28 protein-coding genes and 1 tRNA gene are annotated in these 22,499 nt (G+C 76.4%); 7 read left to right on the plus strand and 22 right to left on the minus strand.

All coding sequences use genetic code 11. The features are described from left to right. Positions 1-2: 2 nt before the first annotated feature. Positions 3-848, minus strand: a complete 846-nt coding sequence (locus BLW63_RS14375; protein ID WP_244522580.1) for a tyrosine-protein phosphatase — start codon at positions 846-848, stop codon at positions 3-5. Positions 849-1,023: 175 nt separating this feature from the next. On the opposite strand from BLW63_RS14375, the gene BLW63_RS14380 reads away from it, so the two are divergent. Further along, on the plus strand, positions 1,024-2,682 hold the full coding sequence (locus BLW63_RS14380; RefSeq protein ID WP_091157555.1) for a tannase/feruloyl esterase family alpha/beta hydrolase: 1,659 nt from the start codon (positions 1,024-1,026) through the stop codon (positions 2,680-2,682). A gap of 67 nt (positions 2,683-2,749) precedes the next feature. Here the strand turns inward: BLW63_RS14380 and BLW63_RS14385 are convergent, their stop codons facing one another. From BLW63_RS14385 to BLW63_RS14395, 3 genes are all read right to left on the minus strand, one after another. After that, positions 2,750-3,631, minus strand: coding sequence for a 3-methyladenine DNA glycosylase (locus BLW63_RS14385; RefSeq protein ID WP_170856778.1), 882 nt, complete (start codon positions 3,629-3,631; stop codon positions 2,750-2,752). A 127-nt stretch (positions 3,632-3,758) separates the two neighbouring features. After that, entirely contained in the window at positions 3,759-5,714 is a 1,956-nt protein-coding gene (locus tag BLW63_RS14390) for a helix-turn-helix domain-containing protein (RefSeq protein WP_211517116.1), read from the minus strand. After that, positions 5,714-6,469 (minus strand): 3-hydroxybutyrate dehydrogenase, encoded by a 756-nt coding sequence (locus tag BLW63_RS14395; protein WP_091157559.1) that lies wholly within the window; start codon positions 6,467-6,469, stop codon positions 5,714-5,716. Before BLW63_RS14395 ends, BLW63_RS14390 begins: the two co-directional genes overlap by 1 nt. A gap of 246 nt (positions 6,470-6,715) precedes the next feature. On the opposite strand from BLW63_RS14395, the gene BLW63_RS14400 reads away from it, so the two are divergent. Further along, positions 6,716-6,949: a response regulator transcription factor gene (locus tag BLW63_RS14400; protein WP_244522581.1), complete on the plus strand. Its 234-nt coding sequence runs from the start codon at positions 6,716-6,718 to the stop codon at positions 6,947-6,949. Positions 6,950-7,052: 103 nt separating this feature from the next. Here the strand turns inward: BLW63_RS14400 and BLW63_RS26835 are convergent, their stop codons facing one another. The 11 genes from BLW63_RS26835 to BLW63_RS14435 form a co-directional block, all read right to left on the minus strand. Then, positions 7,053-7,220 carry a hypothetical protein gene (locus tag BLW63_RS26835; RefSeq protein ID WP_170856770.1) on the minus strand — a complete coding sequence of 56 codons (168 nt, stop codon included), beginning with the start codon at positions 7,218-7,220 and terminating at the stop codon, positions 7,053-7,055. Positions 7,221-7,245: 25 nt separating this feature from the next. Further along, positions 7,246-7,440, minus strand: coding sequence for a hypothetical protein (locus tag BLW63_RS14405; RefSeq protein WP_091157562.1), 195 nt, complete (start codon positions 7,438-7,440; stop codon positions 7,246-7,248). 31 nt (positions 7,441-7,471) lie between these two features. Further along, positions 7,472-7,690: a hypothetical protein gene (locus tag BLW63_RS14410; protein ID WP_091157984.1), complete on the minus strand. Its 219-nt coding sequence runs from the start codon at positions 7,688-7,690 to the stop codon at positions 7,472-7,474. Positions 7,691-7,901: 211 nt separating this feature from the next. Next, a complete protein-coding gene (locus BLW63_RS14415; protein WP_091157565.1) occupies positions 7,902-8,252 on the minus strand; it encodes a LapA family protein in 351 nt (116 codons plus the stop codon). A 37-nt stretch (positions 8,253-8,289) separates the two neighbouring features. After that, a complete protein-coding gene (locus BLW63_RS26840) occupies positions 8,290-8,454 on the minus strand; it encodes a hypothetical protein (RefSeq protein ID WP_170856779.1) in 165 nt (54 codons plus the stop codon). Between the two features lie 103 nt (positions 8,455-8,557). Continuing rightward, positions 8,558-8,983 (minus strand): hypothetical protein, encoded by a 426-nt coding sequence (locus tag BLW63_RS14420; protein ID WP_091157568.1) that lies wholly within the window; start codon positions 8,981-8,983, stop codon positions 8,558-8,560. A gap of 37 nt (positions 8,984-9,020) precedes the next feature. Continuing rightward, positions 9,021-9,641 (minus strand): TetR/AcrR family transcriptional regulator, encoded by a 621-nt coding sequence (locus BLW63_RS14425; protein ID WP_091157571.1) that lies wholly within the window; start codon positions 9,639-9,641, stop codon positions 9,021-9,023. Positions 9,642-9,891: 250 nt separating this feature from the next. Then, positions 9,892-10,032: a hypothetical protein gene (locus BLW63_RS26845; protein WP_170856780.1), complete on the minus strand. Its 141-nt coding sequence runs from the start codon at positions 10,030-10,032 to the stop codon at positions 9,892-9,894. A gap of 138 nt (positions 10,033-10,170) precedes the next feature. Then, positions 10,171-10,674 (minus strand): PfkB family carbohydrate kinase, encoded by a 504-nt coding sequence (locus BLW63_RS28585; protein ID WP_280140524.1) that lies wholly within the window; start codon positions 10,672-10,674, stop codon positions 10,171-10,173. A 71-nt stretch (positions 10,675-10,745) separates the two neighbouring features. Then, positions 10,746-11,306, minus strand: coding sequence for a PfkB family carbohydrate kinase (locus tag BLW63_RS28590; protein ID WP_280140525.1), 561 nt, complete (start codon positions 11,304-11,306; stop codon positions 10,746-10,748). 22 nt (positions 11,307-11,328) lie between these two features. Beyond that, on the minus strand, positions 11,329-11,826 hold the full coding sequence (locus BLW63_RS14435; protein ID WP_091157576.1) for a DUF6328 family protein: 498 nt from the start codon (positions 11,824-11,826) through the stop codon (positions 11,329-11,331). Between the two features lie 71 nt (positions 11,827-11,897). On the opposite strand from BLW63_RS14435, the gene BLW63_RS14440 reads away from it, so the two are divergent. The 4 genes from BLW63_RS14440 to BLW63_RS14455 all read left to right on the plus strand — a co-directional run bounded on the left by BLW63_RS14440 (position 11,898) and on the right by BLW63_RS14455 (position 14,791). After that, entirely contained in the window at positions 11,898-12,245 is a 348-nt protein-coding gene (locus BLW63_RS14440; protein ID WP_091157581.1) for a DUF3140 domain-containing protein, read from the plus strand. A gap of 9 nt (positions 12,246-12,254) precedes the next feature. After that, positions 12,255-12,956, plus strand: a complete 702-nt coding sequence (locus tag BLW63_RS14445; RefSeq protein ID WP_091157587.1) for a methyltransferase domain-containing protein — start codon at positions 12,255-12,257, stop codon at positions 12,954-12,956. A gap of 73 nt (positions 12,957-13,029) precedes the next feature. Beyond that, positions 13,030-14,061 (plus strand): type III polyketide synthase, encoded by a 1,032-nt coding sequence (locus BLW63_RS14450; RefSeq protein ID WP_091157591.1) that lies wholly within the window; start codon positions 13,030-13,032, stop codon positions 14,059-14,061. 76 nt (positions 14,062-14,137) lie between these two features. Beyond that, complete coding sequence (locus BLW63_RS14455) at positions 14,138-14,791, plus strand: response regulator transcription factor (RefSeq protein ID WP_091157596.1); 654 nt, start codon at positions 14,138-14,140, stop codon at positions 14,789-14,791. 108 nt (positions 14,792-14,899) lie between these two features. On the opposite strand, the gene BLW63_RS14460 is transcribed toward BLW63_RS14455, so the two are convergent. The 3 genes from BLW63_RS14460 to BLW63_RS14470 all read right to left on the minus strand — a co-directional run bounded on the left by BLW63_RS14460 (position 14,900) and on the right by BLW63_RS14470 (position 18,074). Next, entirely contained in the window at positions 14,900-16,618 is a 1,719-nt protein-coding gene (locus BLW63_RS14460) for a GAF domain-containing sensor histidine kinase (protein WP_244522582.1), read from the minus strand. After that, positions 16,615-17,139 carry a universal stress protein gene (locus BLW63_RS14465; RefSeq protein WP_170856781.1) on the minus strand — a complete coding sequence of 175 codons (525 nt, stop codon included), beginning with the start codon at positions 17,137-17,139 and terminating at the stop codon, positions 16,615-16,617. Before BLW63_RS14465 ends, BLW63_RS14460 begins: the two co-directional genes overlap by 4 nt. A 62-nt stretch (positions 17,140-17,201) precedes the next feature. Continuing rightward, a complete protein-coding gene (locus BLW63_RS14470; protein ID WP_244522583.1) occupies positions 17,202-18,074 on the minus strand; it encodes a putative protein N(5)-glutamine methyltransferase in 873 nt (290 codons plus the stop codon). 133 nt (positions 18,075-18,207) lie between these two features. Here BLW63_RS14470 and BLW63_RS14475 point away from each other — a divergent pair, with 133 nt between their 5' ends. Beyond that, positions 18,208-18,450, plus strand: coding sequence for a hypothetical protein (locus BLW63_RS14475; RefSeq protein ID WP_091157609.1), 243 nt, complete (start codon positions 18,208-18,210; stop codon positions 18,448-18,450). 26 nt (positions 18,451-18,476) lie between these two features. On the opposite strand, the gene BLW63_RS14480 is transcribed toward BLW63_RS14475, so the two are convergent. The 4 genes from BLW63_RS14480 to BLW63_RS26850 all read right to left on the minus strand — a co-directional run bounded on the left by BLW63_RS14480 (position 18,477) and on the right by BLW63_RS26850 (position 22,450). Continuing rightward, positions 18,477-19,124 carry a hypothetical protein gene (locus BLW63_RS14480; protein WP_091157613.1) on the minus strand — a complete coding sequence of 216 codons (648 nt, stop codon included), beginning with the start codon at positions 19,122-19,124 and terminating at the stop codon, positions 18,477-18,479. Between the two features lie 261 nt (positions 19,125-19,385). Beyond that, a tRNA-Gly gene (locus tag BLW63_RS14485) sits at positions 19,386-19,456 on the minus strand. Positions 19,457-19,472: 16 nt separating this feature from the next. After that, positions 19,473-22,196 carry an ATP-binding protein gene (locus BLW63_RS14490; protein ID WP_244522584.1) on the minus strand — a complete coding sequence of 908 codons (2,724 nt, stop codon included), beginning with the start codon at positions 22,194-22,196 and terminating at the stop codon, positions 19,473-19,475. Positions 22,197-22,312: 116 nt separating this feature from the next. After that, on the minus strand, positions 22,313-22,450 hold the full coding sequence (locus tag BLW63_RS26850) for a hypothetical protein (protein WP_170856782.1): 138 nt from the start codon (positions 22,448-22,450) through the stop codon (positions 22,313-22,315). Positions 22,451-22,499: the final 49 nt, after the last annotated feature.

Genomic DNA, 22,499 nt, shown 5'->3' on the forward strand with positions numbered 1-22,499 from the left:
TGCTAGCTGCGCAGACGGGCGCGCAGGGCGGCCTGCTCCTCGGGACCGAAGCCGTGCGCGGTCAGCCAGCCCTGCGGGCCGCCGTGCCGCTCGTCGAGCAGCCCCAGCACCCGCTGCATCGTCTCGGCGCGCGGCGTGTGGCTGGCGACGTCGCGGCGCACCATGTCCTCGGCGTAGGTCGGTGACGCGGCCAGCTTGGCGACCAGGTCGTCGATGACCTCGGCGGTCAGCGCGTAGTCGGCGACGATCTCCTCGTGCGGGACGCCGGCCACGGCCAGGGCGAAGGCGACCACCACGCCGGTGCGATCCTTGCCCGCGGCGCAGTGCACGACCGTGGCGCCGTCCGGTGGCGCAGCCAGCGCCCGCAGCGCGGCGATCACGTTCTCCGGCCGGTGCGCCAGGTACCCGAGGTAGGAGCGCACGGCCGGCGGCTCGGCCTGGTCGCCCTCGGCCACCTGCCGCGGCAGGATCGACTCGGCCCAGTCGGCCGGCAGCTCCGGCAGCTCGGCCTCCTCGACGGCGAACACGTCGGTGTGGTGGCCGCGTTCGGGCAGCAGGGTGAAGTGTCGGTGCGTCACTCCGGGCAGCGCGCGCAGCGGGCCGCGCCCCTCCAGCAGCACCTCGGCGGTGGTGCGCAGGTCGACCACCTCGCGCAGCCGCACCTCGTCGACCAGCCGGCGGACGTCGGCCTCGCTGAGCGTCTGCAGGTTGTCGCTGCGCAGCACGCGCCCGGGGACCGTCGTCCCGCCGTCGACGGTGGGCAGCCCGCCCAGGTCCCGGGTGTTCGTCGTCCCGTCGAGCCGCACCCAGCGGTCGGTGCGCAGGCGGTCGGAGGCTCCGGAGGTCACGCGCACGACGGTACGACGCGCCCGGTGCCCGTCCGGGGTGGCACCCGGCTCCACACCCGGTGTCGCATCTGTGGGGTCGCCTCACGTGGAGCCCCCCTGTGCCGCTGCCTAGTGTGTGACCCGCCCCACTCGGCGTCCACGGGGGCGCTCGGGTCCGCCGAACGACAGGAGCCCCATGGACCTGACCAGAGCCAGGACCGCGGCGGCCGGGGTGGCCCTCGCCGTCGTCGCCGCACTCGGCTGGACGACGCCGGCGGGTGCCGCGGACGCCGCCGAGCGGTGTGCGGCGCTCGCGGGGGTCGACGTCCCCGCCCGCGCCATCGGTCTTCCGACGACCGGCGGGGAGGTCACCGAGGCCACCCTCGTGGCGCCGTCCGGGACCGGTGTCACCGCGATCGGGGAGTACTGCCGGGTCAGCGCCGCGCTGCACCCCGTGGACCCCGCCGCCCCGGACATCCGCATGCAGGTGGCGCTGCCCACCACGTGGAACCACAAGGCGCTCATGTTCGGCGGGGGCGGCTACAACGGGACCATCCCGGCGCTCGACGGCAACGTCCCTTTCGGCCCCACCGACGCCCCTCAGCCGCTCGGCCGCGGCTACGCGACCTTCGCCAGCGACTCCGGGCACCAGACGCCCCCCGGCTTCCTGCCCACCGCCTCGCTCTACGGCGAGTTCCTCGCCAACGACGAGGCGCTGCGCAACTTCGCCGGCGACGCCCTGAAGAAGACCCGGGACGCCGCGGTGTTCCTCATCGGCCGGTACTACGACCGGGACACCCCCCAGCAGACCTACTTCGCCGGTGGCTCCACGGGCGGCCGGGAGGCGCTCGCCGTCGCGCAGCGCTGGGAGCGCGACTTCGACGGGGTCATCAGCGTCTACCCCGCGTTCAACGCCGCCACCCTCGACCTGTACTTCGGTCACATGACCCGGCAGCTCGCCGCGCCGGGCGCGTTCCCCCGCCCCGCGCAGCAGGTGCTGCTCTACAACGCCGTCATCGCCGACTGCGACGACCTCGACGGGCTGGTCGACGGCGTCGTCAGCAACGAGCCGGCCTGCGACTTCGACCCCGTCGTCCTCCGCTGCCCGGAGGGGCAGGACCTCGGCGACGGCTGCCTGTCCGACCCTCAGATCACCGCGATCCGGGCCATCTCCAGCGCTGTCACGTTCCCGTACCCCCTGGCCAGTGGCGAGACCGGCTACCCGGGCTTCCCCTACCTCTCCGGGGCGGACATGTCGACGCCGCTGCTCGGGCTGGGGACGACGGCGCCGGCCACCCCCATGCCGAAGACCGCCGGCTACGGCATGCAGTTCTGGGACGCCTGGGTCAAGTACGCGGTGACCCGGGACCCCGGCTTCGACTCGCTGTCCCTGGACCCGCTGGCGCCGGGCCCGTGGGAGGAGCGCATCTCCGAGCTCACCGCGCTGCAGGACGTCAACAGCACCGACCTGCGGCCCTTCGCCAGGCGGGGCGGGAAACTGCTGCTCCTGCACGGGACGGCGGACGAGCTGGTCAGCCACCGGGCCACGGTGGAGTACTACGAGGGGCTGGTGCAGACCATGGGGGAGCGCCGGGTCGACGCCTTCGCCCGCTTCTACCTGGTCCCCGGCGCGAACCACGCGAACCTCGCCGCCGCCTTCGCCGCCGGCTGGGACTCGCTGACCGCGCTGGACCGCTGGGTGACGACCGGCGCGGCGCCGGCGGACCCCGTGGTCCGGGACACCAACCCCGGCGCCACCCGCACGCGGCCGCTGTGCGAGTACCCGGCCCACCCCCAGTACAGCGGCACGGGCAGCCCCGACGAGGCGGGCAGCTTCGCCTGCGTGAAGGGCTAGCCGCGGTCGGCCGGGGGCCGGCACCGCCGGTACCCGCGCGGTCGACGCACCGCGTGGGTGCCGGCGGTCAGCCGGAGCGGAGCCGCGCGCAGACCTCGAGCAGTCGCGACCGCAGCCCGGCCCCGCGGCGGGCGAACCCCCGCTGGGCGGCGGCGTACTGGGCCCTGCCCTCCGGCGTCTCGATCGCGACCGGCTCGTAGCCGGCCGCGCGCAGGTCGTACGGCGAGGCGCGCATGTCCAGCTCGCGGACGTCGGCGGCCAGCGCGAAGCAGTCCAGCAGCAGCTCGCCGGGGATGGCGGGGCCGAGCTTGTAGGCCCACTTGTAGAGGTCCATGGTGGCGTGCAGGCAGCCCGGCTGCTCCAGGTCGACCTGGGTGGCGCGGGTGGGCTGCAGCCGGTTGCGGTCGACCGCGGCGGGCGTGAAGAACCGGAACGCGTCGTAGTGCGAGCACCGGACGGGGAAGGACTCGACGACCGCGTCCGTGCCGGCCCGGCCCAGCCGCAGCGGGACCGGGTGGCGGTGCTCGTCGGCCCGGTAGACCATCGCCCACTCGTGCAGCCCGAAGCAGCCGGTGTGCGCCGGCCGGGACGCGGTCGCGGCCAGCAGCCGGGCGACGAACGCGACGGTGTCGCCGCGGTCGGCCCGGAAGGCGTCCAGGTCGAGGGCGACCGCGCCGTCGTCGGCGGTGGCGTACCAGCGCCAGGCGGCGTGCGGCACCGGGCCGTCCGCGCCGGGCTCGAGCGCCACCCCGGCCCCCGGGTGCCAGCGGCGCAGCTGCGCGGGCCGGGCGCTGTAGTACTCGTACAGGAAGTCCTCGACCGGGTGGCGGGTGCTGGTCGCCCGCCGGGCCCGGTGCCCCGCGGTCAGCGCGTCGGCCCGCTCCCCGTGCGCCCGCGCCAGCGCTGGCCACCGGTCGGCCCGCAGGCGGCTGGGGACGGCGGGAGACACCGGACCAGGGTAGGTGGACCGGGACCCGCGGATGTGCCCTGTTGGTGGTCTACGGCCGCCGCGAGACCACCCTCGGCGCACAGGCACGCGGCGAGGCCACACGCCACGGGCGGCGGCGCGCGCCTGCTCAGGCGCCGGCGGGAGCGGTGAGCCGGTGTAGCCGCAGCGCCAGGTGCACCTCCAGGGCCCGGTCGGGCGCCGACCACCCGCGGCCCAGCAGCCGGCCCACCCGGTCCAGCCGCTGGGTGACGGTGTTGACGTGCACCTGCAGCGTCTCGGCCGCCCGTGCCGGTGACCCGCCCGCGTCGAACCAGGCCCGCAGCGTCCCGACCAGGTCGGTGCCGCGCCGCTCGTCGTAGTCCAGGACGGGACCGAGCGTGGCGGTCACGAAGCTCTGCACGTCCCGCCCCTCGCCGACCAGCAGCCCCACGAAGCCGAGCTCGGCGGCGCCGGCGGCCTGACCGGCCCGGCCGAGGGCGACCAGCGTGGCGGCGCACCGCTGGGCCTCGGAGTGCGCTGGCGCGACCGCGGCCGGCCCCTGCGCCGGCCCCGCGCCGCCGACGGTCACCGGCCGGCCCGCGGCGGTGGTGAGCTCCCGGCACACCGTCGTCGCCGCCGCGCCGGGTTCCTCCCCGGGCAGGCAGAGCACGACCCGGCCGTCGTGCAGGCCGGCCAGCCCACCGCGGACGGCGGCCAGGTGGGTGGCCTGCGCCAGCGCCCGGTCCCGGCTGCGCTCCTCGACGAGGGCGACGAGCACCGCGTGCGGCCGGTCGAGGTCCGCGCCCAGCCGCCGTCCGCGCTCCCGCAGCCCGTCGGGGTCGCGCAGCGCCGGCCCGAGCAGCTCCTCCAGCAGCTCGCCGCGCACCCTCCCCTCGGCCTCGCTGGCGGTGCGGCGGATCAGCAGCAGCAGCGCCGTCACCAGCGCGGCGCGCTCGAGGATGCGCTGGTCGGAGTCGGTGAGCTGGTCGTCGCGGCGCAGGACCAGGCCGCCGAGCAGCTCGGCGCCCACCGTGACCGCAGCGGTCCACCAGCTGCGGTCACGGACGGTCCGGCCGGTCGAGCGGGCGCGGGCGAGGGCGGCCGCGGGGTCGGGCGGCAGGTCGTCGTCCGAGCCGGGGGACGGTGTGCCGCGACCGTGCTCGTCGAGGATGGTGATCTGCCCGCCGAGCGCCTGGGTGACGGCGGCCGCGACGTCCTCGACCCCGCCGCCGCGCAGCACGATGTCGATGAACCGGTCGTGCGCGCCCGCCGCCCGCTCCACCGAGGCGGAGTGCGCACGCAGCTCCCGGGTGGCCGCCGACAGCTCCTCCAGCGCCGACCTCGTCTCCTCCAGCAGCCGGGCGTTGTCCAGCGCGATGGCCGCGTGCGCGGCCAGCGAGCCCAGCAGCGAGACCTCGGAGCGGTCGTAGAGCCGCTCGTTGCGGTCGGCGGCGAAGAGCACCCCGATCACCCGCGACCCGCGGATCAGCGGGACGCCGAGGATCGCGACCAGGCCCTCCTCGGCGACCCCGCCGTTGATCTCGTCGGTGTGCTGGAAGCGCGGGTCGGCGAAGTAGCGGGCGGTGGCGTACGGCGCGGCGGTCTGCGCGACCAGGCCGCCGAGGCCGGCGCCCATCGGCAGCCGCAGCGCCTGGAAGCGGGCCGAGACGGAGCCGTCCGTCACCCGCATGTAGGTGTCGCCGCGGGCGTCGTCGTGCAGGGTCAGGTAGGACACGTCGGTGCCCAGCAGCTGCCGGGCCCGGCGCACGATCGCGGTCAGCACCTCGTCGACGCTGCGCAGCGAGGCGAGGTCGCCGGCGGTGTCGAACAGCGCGGCGAGCTCGGACTCCCGGCGGCGCCGCGCGGCGAACGCCTCGCGCACCTGCAGGGCCAGCAGCTTGACCCCCTCAAGCCCGGCCAACGTCGCGCTGTCGGCACCGGCCGCGCGGGCGCGCACCACCGGCCCCTCGAACTCGATCGCCGCCGCCTCCTCGAGCAGCAGCGCGAAGTACTCCGCGGCGCCGCCGAGCCGCCCGGACGGTGCCGCCGGCCCCCCGGGTCCCGCCGCGAGCCGGCGGGTCGACGAGGGTAGGGGGTCCGCCATCAGTGCGCGCTCCACCCGCCGTCCATGACGAGCGAGCTGCCGGTGATCGACGCCGCGGCCGGGGAGCAGAGGTAGGCGACCGCTTCGGCGACCTCGTCGGGCTCGATCAGCCGCTTGACCGCCGCGGGGGCGAGCATGACCTGCTCGACGACCTGGTCCTCGGACAGGCCGTGCGCCCTCGCCTGGTCGGCGATCTGGTTCTCCACCAGCGGGGTGCGCACGTAGGCGGGGTTGACGCAGTTGGAGGTGACGCCGTGCGGGGCGCCCTCCAGGGCGATCACCTTCGACAGCCCCTCGAGGCCGTGCTTGGCGGTGACGTAGGCGCTCTTGTACGCCGAGGCCCGCAGCCCGTGGACCGAGCTGACGTTGACGACCCGCCCCCAGCCGCGCTCGTACATGTGCGGCAACGCGGACCGGGCCAGCCGGAACGGCGTTTCCAGCATCAGCCGCAGGATGAGCGAGAACCGGTCCACCGGGAACTCGTGCACCGGGGCCACGTGCTGCAGCCCCGCGTTGTTGACCAGCACGTCGACGTCGACGTCGAGCGCGCTGACCGCGTCGAGGTTGGAGAGGTCGACGGCGACCGCTCTGCCGCCGACCTCCTTCGCCACCGCCTCCGCCGCCTCGGCGTCGCGGTCGACGACAACCACCTCCGCGCCGGCCCCGGCCAGTCGCACCGCGCACGCGCGGCCGATGCCCGAGGCGCCCCCGGTGACGAGGGCCCGCCGTCCGGTCAGAGTTCCTGAGTCCGCCATGCCGCCGAAGGCTAGGCCGTCCCGCCGTCCGCCCGCACGGCGCGGGCCCACACACCTCGCCGAGCTGGGGTGGGGTCTGCGTACATCGCTCGCTCGGTCGGCGGCCCCACCGCGGCGCTCGATCGACGCGGGACGGCGGCAGCATCGGGGGCGCGTCCGGAGGACCGGCCGGACCCCCGGCCGGCGGGCGCACCGAGGAGGTCGCCGTGCACCCGTCCGTCGCACCCGCCCCGCCGCGGGCGGCACGTGGACCCGGAGCTGGCCGCGAAGGCGATCAGTGCCGGGGACAGCCCGCTGACGCCGCGTGAGGCCGACGTCCTGGAGCTGGCCGCCGGGGGTGCGCCGGTCAAGGAAATCGCCGCCCGTGCCCACCTGTCACCGGGGACGGTGCGCAACCACCTGTCGGCCGCGGCGGTGAAGCAGGGCGCACCCAACCGGCAGGCCGCCGTGGAGGCGGCGGGCCGGCACGGCTGGATCTGAAGGAGGCCCCCTGCCCCCCACCGGGTGAGGACCCCGTCCTCCTCATCCCTCGCAGGCTCGGGACGAGTTTCTGGACGGGGCCGGCGGGACCCCGGGGGGCGTCTCAGCTGTTGCCGGGCCGCACCGGGGCGTCGTCGTGCTGGGCGTCGTCGTCGGTGGTGAGGGTGACCTCGTCCCGCTCACCACCGTCGGACCGGTCCTCGCCGGGGACGCCGTCCACCAGGTTGGTCTGGTCCGGTCCGGTCCCGCCTGCGGGCTGCGGCTCACTCATGCGCTCTCCTCGCGTCGTGGGCTGCTCAGTCGGGGACGTTCCCGGGGCGCACCGTCCCGTCGTCGCGCTGGGCGTCGTCGTCGGTGGTGAGAGTGACCTCGTCCCGCTCACCACCGTCGGACCGGTCCTCGCCGGGGACGCCGTCGACGAGGTCGCTCCGGCTGGGGCCGTTGGTGGTGTCCGGGGACTCCCCGTAACCGGTGTCGTCCGATTGGCTCATCAGGTGTCCCTGCCTCCGGATCGTGGGGTGGTCACCGGACCTCGCCGGACGGGCCGTCCGTCCGGGCCCGGGCGACGTCGGAGTCGGCGCGGGCGGGAAGGTCGTCGCCCGCGGCGGCGTCGCGCTCGACGGCCTCCTCGCGGGTGAGGGGGACGTCCTCGAAGCCCGAGCCGGTGCTGCTGTTGTCGCCGGTGCCCGACGCGGTGGGGATGTCCTGCTGGATCCGGTCGCTGCCCTGGGGGTCGCTCACGGGAGCCTCCTGTCCGACGCCGCTGTCACCGGTGGCCATGCCCGCCGTCGTCACGGTGGAAACGACCGGCGGCCGCTGCCTACGGGAGGACGACGGCCGGCGACCGGACCGTGACGAGCGTGCCCTCCTGCAGGGTCCCGCACCGGCCGGTGACACCGAGCGAGCACCCGACCGCGCCGTCCCCCTCGGGGGTGAGCCGCGGCGGCCGGACTCAGTTGCGGCGGCGGGCGCGCACCACCAGCCCGGCCAGCCAGACCAGCAGGCCGCCGAGCCCCGCGGCGATGACCAGCGCGAGCACCAGCGGGGCCTGGAGGTCGGTGAAGACCAGGCTGATCTGGACGGTCTGGTTGTTGAAGACGACGAAGAGCACCAGGACCACGGTGACGAACAGCAGCAGCGCCAGGGCGAGCGTGCGGCCCGCGGTCCGGCCGGCGTTGCGGACGGGGGAACGCTCGGACGTCGTCGTCCTGTCGGTGGCGGCCGGGCCGGTGGTGGCCGGACCCGTGGTCGTCCCGGGGGTGCCGGTCGGGGTGCGCAGGGGGTCGGAGCCGGGGGTGGTCACGGGTCGAGTCTCCTGCCCGCCGCCGTCCCGCGCACGGTCAGCGCTGCGCCTCCGGCTCGGTCCCGGCCGGCGGCCAGCTCGGACCGGCGATGCCGTCGGCCGGGCCGGGGGTGCCGCCCTGGGACTCCGGGTCACCGGGTGGGGCCGCCTCGCTGCCGAGGGGCTGGGCGTCGCGCGGCTCGTCGGGCTCGGGCATCGTCATGGGCCCAGTCTGCGGCGGGCGCGGGCCAGGTCGCGACTCCGCTCGGCCTCCCTGCAGGGTCCCGACGCGACCTTGCGAGTGGCGAGGGCAGGGAGGTCCTTCTTCACTCGTCCAGGACGGGGCCGGCCTCGTGGTTGGGGTGGCCCTGGGTGCGCTCGCGCTGCTTCATCCGGGCCTCGTAGACGTGCCGGTCGCCGTCGGCCAGCTCGTCGCGGGCCCGCTGGTCGAAGTCGCGGAAGACCGACCAGTAGTTGGCGTCGTAGTCCTCGACGATCTGGAAGGTCCAGCGGTCGGCGACGACGTTGCGGCCGACGAGGTCGCGGTCGAGGTCGTCGGCGAGCTGGGTGTGGCCGGCCTTGCGGAGGAGCTCGACGGCGTCCTGGAGCAGCAGGTCGGCCTTGCCGGAGTGCTGGTGGAAGCCGTACAGCTGGCCGCGCGCCTGCTCGATGGTCTCGAGGGCCTCGGAGAGCTTGCCGAGGCCCTCCACGGTGGTGTCGTCGAGGTCGGGCCGGCTGCGGTCGGTGCTCACCGCCCCATCCTGCGGGCCGCTCGGCGGCTCCGCAGGTTCAGCGAGCGGCGGTGTCGACGAGCCGCTCGGCCAGCCGGCGGCCGTGCGAGGCGGGGCCGTCGGGGCCCAGGAGCCCGCCGGAGAGGTACATCCCGTCGATGATCAGGTGGACCTGCGCGGCGAGGTCCTCGCCGGAGCCCGGGGCGACCTGCTCGGCGAGGCGCTCGAGCCGGGCGTGCAGCTCGAACTTGTAGTCGGCGGCGGCGCTGCGCGCGGGGTGCTCCGGGTCGTCGTACTCACTGCTGACGTTGGTGAAGGGGCAGCCACGGAAGCCGGCACGGGTGACGTCGGCCTCGACGGTGTCGACCACCGACAGCAGCGCCGCCCGCGGGTCGCCCTCCAGGCGCTCGAGCTCGGCGTCGATGCGGGCGAGCACGGTGGCCGCCTTGCGCGCGAGGTAGGCGCCGACCAGGTCGTCCTTGCTCTTGAACAGCCGGTAGACGGTCATCTTGCCCAGCCCCGTCTCGCGCACCAGCTCGTCCATCCCCACGCTGCGCGAGCTGCGGGTCGCGAAGAGCCGCTCCGCGGTGTCCAGGACGATCGCCTGCCGCTCGGCCCGGCTCCGGCGGACGGGGACCGAGGTGTCGTCGGCGGTGAGGGGGATGGCGGCTGCGGTCACGTCGGCGATGCTGCCGCAGGGCGTGACGGAGCAGTTCGCGGCACGCCGGAACCTGCCGGCAGGTGGTTGCGGTGAGTGACGAGGTACGCCCGAGCTGACCGGGACGACGGGGATCCGTGGGGCGGGTGTGACGATCCGTGACCCCGGGGCGGCCCCGTCCCGGGCACCGCCCCGAACTCGCGAGCGGTGCGGAGGACGGGGTCCTCCTGCAGGATCCTCACACTGTGGGGCGCAGGGGGTCCTCCCTCACTCAGGCCCGGCGGGTCCGGCGCGGGTTGGCCAGCAGCCGGGCCAGGGGAGCGACCGAGGCCTGCTGGGCCTGCGACTCATCGGCCGGGCGCTCCTCCGACGTCTCGGTACCTACTCGGGGCTGGTGCTGGGTGTCCTCCATGGCAGCCAGCGTCCCCTGGGCGACCGCGCGCGAAACAGACCCGCGACGGTGAGTTGAGCGGGAGTCACGGAGAGATGCGTCACGTTTCCCGGCGTGGCGACCCCGGTGCAGACGCGGTCGGGCCCACGTCCGCACCGATCAGGGGGTGTCGGCGCCCTCGGTGGGGACGTCCCCGCCCTCCGCGGGCTCCTCGGCGCGGGGGGTTCGGCCGGCGTCCTCCTGACCGGGCGGGTCGCCGCCCTCGGCGGGTTCGGGCGTGTGCGGTGGGCGCTCCGGGTCGGTCATCGCGGGTCCTCCTCGGTCGTCGGCTGGCCGAGCCTGTGCCCGGCCGGCGGCCCGGTCAACCGCCTCCGCCACCGGGACGGCGACCGGCAGCCCGGACCGCGCCGCGGCCAGCGCGGCGGCGTCGGGCAACGCCCCGCGGGCGCCGGGCCCGGCGGTCGACAGCGCCGCCGCCGTCGCCGCGCTCGCCACCGCCTCGGCCGCTGGCCGGCCCGCGGCCAGGGCGACGGCGAGCGCCCCGCAGAAGGCGTCCCCGGCGCCGGTGGTGTCCACGGGCCGCACCGGCAGCGGCGGCTGCAGCAGGGCCGGGCCGTCGTCCGGCACGAGCAGCGCGCCCCGCCCGCCCAGGGTGACCACCACCGTGCCGCTCGTCAGGCCGCGGGCCAGCTGCGCCAGCTCGCCCGGCGTCCGGTCGCCGGGGGGCGCGCCGGTCAGAGGTGCAGCAGCTCGTGCTCGTTGGGCACCAGGACGTCGACCCGCGCGAGCAGTCCGTCCGGCAGTGGCTGGGGCGGCGCGGGGGTGAGGACGACGGTGCCCGGTGCCAGGGCGGCCGCGGCCTGCACCGTCTCCAGTGGCACCTCCAGCTGCAGCAGTACCACCCGGGCCCGGCGCACCGCCGCGACGTCGACGTCCGCGGGCCCCAGCTCGGCGTTGGCCCCCGGGACGACGACGATGAGGTTCTCGCCGCTGGCGTCCTCGACCGGGATGGTCGCGCTGCCGGTGGGGACCCCCGCCGTCCGCACCACCGCGGTGACGTCCACCCCGGCGTCGGCGAGCGCGGTCAGCTGCCGGTCGGCGGCCGGGTCGTCGCCGACACGGCCGACCATGGCCACCGCCCCCGCGAGCCGACCGGCCGCCGCGGCCTGGTTGGCGCCCTTGCCGCCCGGCGCCAGGACCGTCTGCCGCCCCACGACGGTCTCGCCCCGCCCGGGCAGCCTCGGGACACGGACCAGCACGTCCTCGTTGAGGCTGCCCACGACGGTGACGTTCACCCGCGCAGCATCTCCCAGGGCCTCAACCGTCGCGTGACCGCCGGTGGTACAGGGGCACGGCGTACCAGGCCACCAGGCCCAGCACCACGACGAAGGCGCAGCAGGCGAGGGCCGGCCACCGGCCGAGGACGACGTCGAGCACGAGCAGCACCGCCGCCGCGATGCCGAGCAGGAGCAGCGCCAAGCCCACCAGCAGCGCGCCGTCGGCGAAGGCGACCAGCTCCTGCTTGCGCCGCTGCCGGAACAGCGTGCGGTGGAAGGAGACCGGCGCGATCAGCACCAGCATCGCGGTCGCGGTGCTGAGCAGGGTGACCGCGTAGACCGTCGTCCCGTAGGCGCCGAGCTCGCCGAAGCGGGCGCTGAACGGCAGCGTGAGGAGGAAGGCGAACAGGATCTGCACGCCGGTGATCGCCACCCGCATCTCCTGCAGCAGCTCGGCGAGGTTGCGGTCGAGCACCTCCTCGGGCGTCTGCCCGCGGGCGACGGCCGCGCCGGTCACGTCGGTCCGTTTCCGCACCACCCACCTGCGGTACCGCGACGAGCAGCACCCGACACGCGGCCCGATCCGCGCCGACACCCGCTGGAGCAGGCATGGCCGAGGACGACGACCTGGACACCGTCCGCCGCGAGTTCGACGAGGCGGTCAACATGAGCCCCTCGGAGCTCGAGAAGTGGCTGGAGACCGAGGAGTCGCAGTCGGTCGGCCAGAAGAAGGACGGGTCCGGAGAGTCCACCGGCCACGCCGAGGGACGCCGGATCGTCGAGCTGCTCCGGACGAAGAAGTCCGACCTCAGCGACGACGACCTCGCCCACATGCGCAAGGTGCACGGCTACGTCGCCCGCCACCTGGCGCAGCAGCCGGCCAAGGCGGACGTCGAGACCTCCAAGTGGCGCTACTCGCTGATGAACTGGGGCCACGATCCGCTGAAAAGGGGCTGAACCGCACGCATGGGTCGGCTGCCCCGGAACGACCTCGCCCAGTACGACGCGCTGGCCGGCCAGTGGTGGGACGCCTCCGGCGAGTTCGCCGCGCTGCACTGGCTTGCGGCCTCGCGGGCCGAGCACATCCCGCCGGCGCCCGGTCCCGAGGCGGTGCTCGTCGACCTCGCCTGCGGCGGCGGGCTCATGGCGCCGCACGCGGCCCGGCTCGGCTACCGGCACGTCGGGGTTGACCTCGGGCTGCCGGGCCTGCGGCTGGCCCGCGAGCACGGCGTCCTGGCGGTGCGCGGCTCGGTGCTCGCCGTCCCGCTGGCCGGCGGGTGCGCCGACGTCGTGGTGGCCGGGGAGATCCTCGAGCACGTCGAGGACGACGTGGGCGTGCTCGCCGAGTGCGCCCGGCTGCTGCGACCCGGGGGCACGCTGGTCGTCGACGCCCTGGCCGACACCCGGATCGGGCGGTTCCTCATGGTCACCGTGGCCGAGCGGCTGCCCGGCGGCCCGCCGCCGGGCCTCCATGACCCCGCGCTGTTCGTCGACCGCACCCGCCTGCTCGCCGCCGCCGACGACCTCGGGCTGGACCTCCGCCTGGTCGGGTTGCGGCCCTCGTTCCGGGAGGCGCTGGCCTGGCTGCTCGGCCGGCGCGACACGGTCCGCATGAAGCCGGTCCGGTCCACTGCCGTCGTCTTCGCCGGCTACGGGCGGCGCCGGTGAGCCGCCCGACGGGGCGGCGCGCCGCCCCGGCCGCCCCTAGGGTCGAGGTTATGAGCGCCCGTGAGCTGCGCCGATGACGGCCGTCCTGACCGGCGCCGGTCGCGCGCTGCCGACGACGATCGACCAGGACGCGGTCTGGGACGGCTTCTTCGCCGGTCACTACGACGGCGTCCGCGCGGCCAGGCGGGTCTTCGCCGGCTCCGGGGTGCGCCGCCGGCACGCGGTGGCCAACCCGATCGACGAGGACATCAGCGGGTGGAGCACCGGCGCGCGGATGCAGCGCTACGTGCAGGAGGCGCTGCCGCTGGGCAAGCAGGCGGTCGCCGCCGCCCTCGACGACGCCGGCCTGGCGCCGGGGGACGTCGGCCTGTTCGCCGTCGCCACCTGCACCGGCTACGCCACCCCGGGGCTGGACATCCGGCTGGCCAGCGACCTGGGTATGCCGCCGGGGCTGCAGCGGCTGCTCGTCGGGCACATGGGCTGCTACGCCGCGATCCCGGGCCTGGCCGCCGTCGGCGACTACGTGACCGCCCGGTCCCGCCCGGCCGTCCTGCTGTGCTGCGAGCTCACCAGCCTGCACGTGCAGCCGCCGGTCCGGGAGCTCGAGCAGGTCATCGCGCACGCGCTGTTCTCCGACGCGGCGGCGGCCGTCGTCCTGGAGCCCGGGCGGGCGGGACGAGGGCAGCGGCGGCTGGCCGGCGTGGTGGCCCGCACGGACGCCTCGACCGCCGACCACATGACCTGGGACGTCACCGACCTGGGCTTCCGCATGGGGCTGTCGCCGCGGGTGCCCGACGTGCTCTCCCGGCACGTCGGCGACGTCGTCGAGGAACTGCTCACCGGCGCCGGGCTGCGGGTCGAGGACGTCGCCGGCTGGGCGGTGCACCCCGGCGGGCCGCGGATCCTCGACGTCGTCCGCGACCACCTGGGCCTGGCCGAGGAGCAGCTGGCCGCCTCCCGGCACGTGCTGGCCGAGCACGGCAACTGCTCGTCGGCCACGGTGCTGCTCGTGCTCGAGGAGCTCGCCGACGTCGACGGCCCGGTCGTGGCGATGGCGTTCGGTCCCGGCCTGACGCTGTACGCGGCGCTCCTGCTGCCCGGCTAGCTGCCGGTGGGCTGGTGACCCCTCCGGGCACTGGCTACGCTGTGTGAAGAGGGTCACTCTCCGGAGGGGGCTGCCCGTGGGGGCGAGCGACGGTGCCGTGCGCGTCTTTCTCGTCGACGACCACGAGGTGGTGCGGCGGGGCGTGGCGGAGGTCCTGGAGGAGGACCCGGTCATCACCGTCGTCGGTGAGGCCGGCTCGGTCGCCGAGGCCCTCGCCCGGGTGCCGGCCGTGCGGCCCGACGTCACCGTCGTCGACATGCGCCTGCCCGACGGGGACGGCGCCGAGGTCTGCCGCAAGCTGCGCCAGCGGGTGCCCGGCCTGCGCTGCCTGGTGCTGACCAGCTTCCCCGACGAGGACGCCGTGGCCGCCGCCGTCGCCGCCGGGGCCTCGGGCTACGTGCTCAAGCAGGTCCGCGGCTCGGCGCTGGTCACCGCCGTCCGGACCGTCGCCGACGGGGGCACGCTCTTCGACCGGGACGCCGGGGCCGCCGCCTCGGCGCGCCGCCGCCCGGCCGAGCGGGACCGCCGGCTGGCCGTGCTCACCGAGCAGGAGCGCACGGTGCTGCGGCTGATCGGCGAGGGCCTCACCAACCGCCAGATCGGCGTCCGCATGGGGCTGGCGGAGAAGACGGTGAAGAACTACACCAGCCACCTGCTGGCCAAGCTGGGCCTCGAGCGGCGCACCCAGGCCGCGATCCTCGCCACCGAGCTGCGCGACCGCCCCGACTGAGGACCCCGTCCTGGCGGCCCTCCTGCAGGGGCCCGCCGCGAGCCCGCGAGTGGTGGGGGCAGGAGGGTCCTTCCGGGGGCCGTTCCAGCACGTCACCCGGAGGCCGGTTCAGTCCCGGCGCGACACCGGCACGTGCCAGCGGATCTGCGTGCCCTTCGGTCCGGTGGAGGTGGTCAGCCGGCCGCCGTGCCGCTCGGCGCGGTCGGCCAGGTTGGTCAGTCCGCTGCGCACGGCGACCGCGGGCAGCCCGACTCCGTTGTCGGTGACCACGACGCGCACCTCGGCGTCGACGGTCACCGACACCGTCACCCGGGTGGCCTGCGCGTGCCGGACGACGTTGGTCACCAGCTCGCGGACGACGGCGACGACGTCGGGCAGCAGCGCGGGCGGCAGGTCCTCGTCCCCGCGCAGCCGCACGTCCGGCCGCAGCCCCTGCCCGCCGGTGATCGAGCGGACGACGTCGACGATCCGGGTGCGGACGGCGTCAGGTGAGGCGTCGTCGGCCTCGTGCAGCTCGAAGATCGCCGAGCGGATGCGGGCGATGGTGCCGTCGAGCTCGTCGACCCGCTCGGCCAGCGCCGCCGCCGTCGCGGGGTGCTCGTCCTCCAGCGAGCGGCTCACCCGGTCCAGCGCCAGGCCGGTGGCGAAGATCCGCTGGACGACGTGGTCGTGCAGGTCCCTGGCGATCCGGTCGCGGTCGGCCTGCACCTGCAGCCGGCGCTCCCGCTGCTGGCTGCGGGCCAGCTCCAGGGCCACGGAGGCCTGGGCGGCGAAGGCGGAGGCGAGCTCGAGGGTGTCCGGGGCGAAGGGCTCGCGGCCGCGCAGCCGCATGGCGACCACGGTGCCCAGCGCCGGGCGCCCGCCCAGCGGGATCATCAGCGTGGGACCGAAGCGGTGGGTCAGCTCGCCGAGCACCGGCGCCCGCTGGCCCCCGACCGCCGCGGTGCGGACGTCCGGGATGAGCACCGGCACGCCGGTGCGGTGCGCCGTCCCCAGCTGGGTGTCGACGAGGGGCAGCCGCACGCCCTCGGGGTCGTCGTCGTCCAGCCCGACGGCGACCACGACGGTGAGGGAGTCCTCGTCGCACGGGTCGGGCACCAGCACGCCGGCGGCGTCGGCCGAGGCCAGGCCGGCGACCTGCTCGCCGATGGAGCGCAGCACGGTGTCGGGGTCGGCGCCGGACAGCAGCGCGGTCGCGATGTCGGTGCCGGCCTGGGCCCAGGCCCGGCGGTGCTCGGCCCGCTCGACCAGCTCGGCGTTGGCGATCGCCAGGCCGGCGGTGGCCGCCAGCGCCACCGCCGCGGCCTCGTCGGCGTCGGAGAACGACCCGCCGCCGCTCTCGACGGTGAGGTAGAGGTGGCCGAAGACGGCGTCGTGCACCCGGATCGGCACGCCGAGGAAGGCGTGCATCGGGGGGTGGTCCGGCGGGAAGCCGACCGCGGCCGGGTGCGCGGTCAGGTCATCGAGGCGCAGCGGCTCGGGTCGCTGCAGCAGCAGGCCGAGGACGCCCGCCCCGACGGGGAGCCGGCCGATCCGCTCGCGGGTGGCGGCGTCCATGCCGACGACGAGGAAGCGCTCGAAGCCCGCGCCGGTGTCGTCGAGGACGCCCAGCGCGCCGTACGTGGCACCGGTGGCCTCGAGGGCGGCGCGGACCACCCCGCGCAGCGTGACGTCGACCCGCTCGCTGTGCGCGGCCGGGTGGCCGCCGCGGACGGGCACGTCGACCGAGGGCAGGCCGACCGCCCCGGCGCCGGGCGGGGTCAGGGCCCGGCGGTCGGGGTGCTCTCGGGGGCGCGGCGGCGACGTGGTGATGGCGGCCCCCGTCACGCGCCGCGGGCCAGGCGGCGGGTCGGCTGCCGGGGGACGGCGGGACGCAGCAGGGCCTTCCCCTGCCCGCTGACGAGCACGAGGTCGGCGCCGCGGGCCGCGCTGCTCAGGGCCTCGAACACCGGTCGGGCGAGGACGGCGGTGCGGACCCGGCCGGAGACGCCGGTCTCGGCGATGGCCCGCAGCACCTGGGCCTCCAGCCGCTCCAGCGCGGCGGCGCCCGCGCGCGGTGCCGGGCGGGCCAGACCCGCGAGCGGGTCCTCGCCGTCGTCGTCCACCACGCAGACGGCGACCACGGTGGCCTCCCGGCGGGCGGCCTCGCGCAGCGACCAGACCAGGGCGCCGTACGCGGCCGGGGCGCCGTCGACCTCGACGAGCAGCCAGGGGTGCTGCCGCCGCGGCACCAGCGGGACCAGCCGCACCGGCTCCACCCGGTGGTGCCCGTCCGGGGCGTCGTCCGCGACGGGCGAGCCCGGCCGATCCTGTTCCGGCTCGTCCCTGAGCCGGTGCGCGTCGTCCATGCGGGGATCGTGCATCGCCCCATTGCGGGGCGGCAGGGACCAAGGGCCCGCATCCGCCCTGGTCACGGCGTCACTGATCCGTCCCGCACAGTCACCGGGTGTGTCAAAGCGGACGGTGACGACTCGGACACGCCGTCCGGGGCCGCCGTCCCGACCACCACCGTCGCGTCCCGCTCGTCGTCGCGCACCACGGTGGCGTGCAGTCCGCCGGTCCGCACCACGGCGGCGGTCAGCGGCGCCTGCCCGGCACTGGTCTCGAGCAGCAGGACCCCGCCGGGTGTCAGCCACGAGCGTGCCCCCCCGGCGACCCGGCGCTGCAGGTCGGTGCCGTCCGGGCCGCCGTCCAGCGCCGTCCACGGCTCGGCGTCGCGCGCCTCGGGGGGCATGGACGCGATGGCCGCGCTCGGGACGTACGGCGCGTTGACCGCCAGCAGGTTCACCCGGCCGCGCAGCCCGTCGGGCAGCGCCGCGTAGAGGTCGCCCTGGCGCACCCGGCCGCCGACCGCCGCGAGGTTGCGCCGAGCGCAGTCGACGGCGACGGGGTCGACATCGGCCGCGTGCAGCTCGACCGGGCCGGCGCCGGCGGCCACGGCGAGCCCCACCGCGCCGGAGCCGCAGCACAGGTCGACGACCACCGGGGTGCCGGGGACCGACCGCAGCAGTGCCACGGCCTGCTCGACCAGCAGCGCGGTCCGCTGCCGGGGCACGAAGACGCCGGGTCCCACCGCGACGCGCAGGCCGCAGAAGCCGGCCCAGCCGAGGACCGTCTCCAGCGGCTCACCGGCCACCCGGCGGGCCACCATCGCCGCGAGGGTGTCCGGGCCGGTCGCCGCGGCCAGCAGCGCGGCGGCCTCCTCCTCGGCGAACACGCAGCCGGCCGCGCGCAGCCGCGCCGCCAGGGACGTCGGGCGGACGTCGTCCCGCCACGGTGGCACGGGCCCCCGCCCCCTCCCCGACTCGTGCTGAAGGCGCAGGGTACGGCCGGACGGGGCGTGCATGGGCGGTGCGCCGGCGGGGCAGGGGACTGGTGCGCACGCAGTGCGCGACCGACACGGACGGGAGTCGACGATGCCGCCGATCGATCCACGACCGCACGGCGACGGGCCCGGGGACCGATCCGGCGGGGACGACCCCACCGCCCGACGTCGCCGGGGCCGAGGGGTCGTCGCGGCCACCTTCCTCGCCGGGCTGGCCATCGTGCTCGCCGTCCTGCTGCTCGTGCCGCGCTGCAGCCAGGCCGTGCAGGACAGCGGGTCGCCCGTCGACCGCCCCTCGGCCGTCGAGGAGCCCGCCTCGACGGCCGGGGAGTAGGGGCGGCCCCGCTGCCGTGACACCGGTCAGGCGGAGAAGCCCACGCGGTCGATCTTGCGGTGGTAGCGGGTCCCCAGCCCGCCGCCCAGCAGCGCGCCGAGCAGCGAGACCAGCGCGGCCGCGACGCCCGCGACGATGCCGGCGGTGGTCGCGGTGCTGCCGCTGACCGGGATGCTCGGCAGGTTCAGCTGGGAGAGCACGTTGTACTGCGCCCCCAGCAGTACGCCCAGGAGGCCGAGCACGAGGACGACGACCAGGCCGATGAGCCACACGGCCAGGCCCTGCCGGGCGCCGTCGAAGCGGGCCATCCGGCCGGCCACGTAGCCGCCCGCGAGGTAGGCGAGGAAGAGCACGACCAGCAGGGCGATGCCGCCGGTGAGGCCGATGGTGGTGGCCTGCCGGGCGGCCTCGTCCGCGGTCTCCACCTGGGTCAGGCCGAAGGCGACCCCGGCCGCCGAGAGGATGGCCAGCAGCAGCACGGCCAGGCCGTTGGCCGACAGCCAGCCGAAGAACGCCGCGCCCCACTTGATGCCGCCGTAGCGGGCGTGCTGGGCGTCGACGGCGTCCCGGGCGGCGCCGCGGGTGGCGTGCGCCCCGTCCGGCGCGGTGGGGGCGGCCACCGCGGTCGGGGGGTCGAGGTCGGTGCGGGTGCGGGTGCGGTCGGGCTCGCTCATTCCGTCTCCTCGTGGACGACACCGGGCCCGGGGTCGGTGCCCGGTCGCCTGCACGGCAAACGGGGCGTGACCGGATCGGGTGACGGTGCGACCAGGGCGGACGCGCTCGGTCGCGTGGGGTCACCCGCGACGGGCCGGAGGTCGTCGGTTCACACGTCCCCGCCGAGCGTGTCGGCCGCGCCGAGGAGGGTGGCCAGGCCCCAGGAGATCGACCTGTGCGGCACCCAGCCGCCCTGGCGCGTGCCGCAGCCCGGGAAGGAGAGCGGGTGACGAGAATCGAACTCGCACTGTCAGCTTGGGAAGCTGATGTTCTGCCATTGAACTACACCCGCGGAGTGCTGTTCGAGCTTACCGGAGCGCCCCGTCGGAGGGGAGCGGGGGGCCGCCGGCGCGGATGACGACGGTGGTGCCCGCGGGGCTGGGCGTCGCGGTGACCTCTCCGACGGCGCTCATCAGCATCGAGCCGCGGCCCCGGTCCATGCTCGGCACCCGCTCCCGCCACCGGCCGTGGTCGCGGACGGTCACCTCGACGCGGCCGGCGACCACCTCGGCGCCGATGTCGACGACCGGTTCGGCCGGCTCCTGCGCGTGCTCGATGGCGTTCGTGGCCGCCTCGCAGGCCGCCAGTACCAGGTCGTAGGCGAGGTCCTCGTCCAGGCCGGCCTCGGCGAACAGCGCCCACAGCCGCCGCCGCAGTGCCGGGATGGACCTCGTGTCGGCCGGGAAGCGCCACTGCCGGCGGACGGCGGTGTCGACGGAGGCGGCCGGCGCCGGGGCGGCCGACGGCGCAGCCGCGTGCGGGGTCCCCGGGAGGCGCGGGCGGGGCGGCACCGTGGGGGTCGCGTCACCGTCCGCCGCGACGGTCGGCGGCTGCGGGCCGGGGGCCGCGGGACGGCTCCCCACCCCCGCGCGGCCGGCGGCGCGCTCCAGGACCGCGCGCAGCCGGCCGATCAGCTCGGCGGACTCGAACGGCTTGGCCAGGTAGTCGTCCACCCCGGCGTAGAAGCCCTCGACCGCCGCCTCCTGGCCGGCCCGGGCGGTGAGCATCACGACCGGGACGTCGCGCACCGCCGGGTCGGCCCGCAGCGCGCGGAGCAGCCCGAAGCCGTCGAGCCCGGGCATCATCACGTCGGTCACCACGACGTCGGGCCGCGCGGCCGCGACGCTCGCCAGCGCCTCCTGCCCGTTGATCGCCGTCCGGACCGTCCAGATCGGGGACAGCAGCCGGGTCAGGTAGGCGCGCATGTCGGCGTTGTCGTCGACGACCAGCACGCTGGTGCCCGGGGTGGCGGCCGGGGTCCGCGGGCCCGTGTCGTCCGCGACGTCCTCCCACGGCGTGACCACCCCGCCGCGCGAGGACGCCGACGGGACGGCGGGGGCGCCGGTCGGGGCGTCGGGCGCGCCGAGGGGGACGCGCACCGTGAAGCTGCTGCCGCGGCCGGGTTCGCTGGTGGCGCTGACGGCGCCCCCGTGCAGGGTGGCCAGCTCGCGCACGAGAGCCAGGCCGAGCCCGCTGCCCTCCCGGCTGCGCGCGGCGGTGCCCACGCCGCGGTGGAAGCGCTCGAACAGGTGCGGCAGCTCCGCGGCGGGGATGCCGACCCCGGTGTCGGCCACGATCAGCACCAGGTCGTCGCCGTCGGCCCGCAGCGTGACGTCGATGCCGCCGACGAAGGTGTACTTCACCGCGTTGGACACCAGGTTGAGGACGATCTTCTCCCACATCCGCGGGTCCACGTGCGCGGGCCGGTCCAGCGGTGGGCAGGCGACGGTGAGCCGCAGGCCCGCGCGCTCGGCGGCGGCGCGCAGCACCCCGGCCAGCTCGGCGGTGAACGCGGCGACGTCGGTCTCCACCCGCACCGCCGACGCCCGGCCGGCCTCGATGCTCACGAACTCCAGCAGGTCGTTGACCAGCCGCTGCAGGCGCTGGCCGTTGCGCAGCGCCAGGGTCAGCGACTCGCGGACGTCGTCGGGCAGCCCGGGCCCGTTCGCGGCGAGGGTGTCGGCGATCGGGCCGAGCAGCAGGGTCAGCGGGGTGCGCAGCTCGTGGCTGACGTTGGCGAAGAACGCCGTCTTGGCCCGGTCGAGCTCGGCCAGCGCCTCAGCGCGGGCGCGCTCCGCGGCGTAGGCCCGGGCGTTGCGGACGGCGGCGGTGAACTGGCCGGCCAGCAGCTCGTGGAAGGAGCGGTACTCCTCGTCCAGCGCGCGGTTGGGGTTCACCCCGACCACCAGCGCGCCCACGGCCTCGCCGTCCGGACCGCCGAGCGGGAGGACGACGCCCTCGGTCACCGCGTCGCCGAAGGGCCCGCTGGGGACGCCGAGCGCGGCGACGTCCCGGGGGAGCAGCTCTCCCGGCGCCGTGGCGACCTCGGGCAGGTGCTCGGGCGTGCAGCCGACCACGGCGGTGCGGCGCAGTCCGGGCGCGTCCGGGGCGGCGAGGTAGACGGCGGCGAACGGCACGTCGAGCCGGTCACCGGCCAGCGCGGCGGTCATCGCGGCGACCGTCGCGGCCTCGTCGACCAGCTCTCTGGTCGACGTCGCGACGTCGTGCAGCAGCCGCTGCCGGCGCTCGGCGAGCACCTGCCCGGTGACCTCGGTGCACACGGCGTGCATGCCTGCGACGCGGCCGTCGTCGCCGTAGGCCGGGGCGTGGGAGACGGTGAAGTAGGTCTCCTCGCGGTAGCCGGCGCGCTCGAGCAGGAGCAGCAGCTGCGGGAGCCAGGACGCCTCGCGGGCGGCCATCGCGTGCTCCACCGGCTCCTGCAGCGCCGCCCAGCCCTCGGCCAGGGTCACCCGCAGGTCGTCGCCGATGGCGCCGGGGTGCTTGGTGCCGATCAGCGTCGCGTAGGCGTCGTTGTAGAACTCGGTGTACCCGGGTCCCCAGGCCAGGATCATCGGGAACCGGGAGACCAGCACTGTGCGGACGGCGTGCCGCAGGCTGGCTGGCCACTGCCCGACCGGGCCCACCGGCGTGGTGGACCAGTCGAAGGCGGCCATCAGCTGGCCGTTCTCACCACCGTCACGGAAGAGCTCGTCGTCCCCCGGGGCCGGGGACGGGCGGGCGCCTGTGCTCACGTACCGGCGCACCTCCCCGTGCTGGTCTCCTGAGCCCCACCGACGTGGCCCGGACACACGTCGGTCCCGGTGCCCCGGCAGCAGCCGGGCACCGGGACCGAACGGTACCCCGGACCTCAGCGGCGCATCTCCCCGAGGAAGCCGGTCGCCTCCGAGCGCAGCCGCTCGGCCAGCTGGGACAGCCCGGTGACGTCCTGGCCGCCGGGGCCCAGGGACGCCGAGCCGTCGACCACGGCGGCGATCCCGTCGGCCACCGAGCCGGGAACGGCGTCCGCGCCCCCGGCCGGCCCACGCGGGGCCGGC

The sequence above is a fragment of the Geodermatophilus africanus genome (assembly GCF_900107105.1).
GTDB classification, from domain to species: Bacteria; Actinomycetota; Actinomycetes; order Mycobacteriales; family Geodermatophilaceae; genus Geodermatophilus; species Geodermatophilus africanus.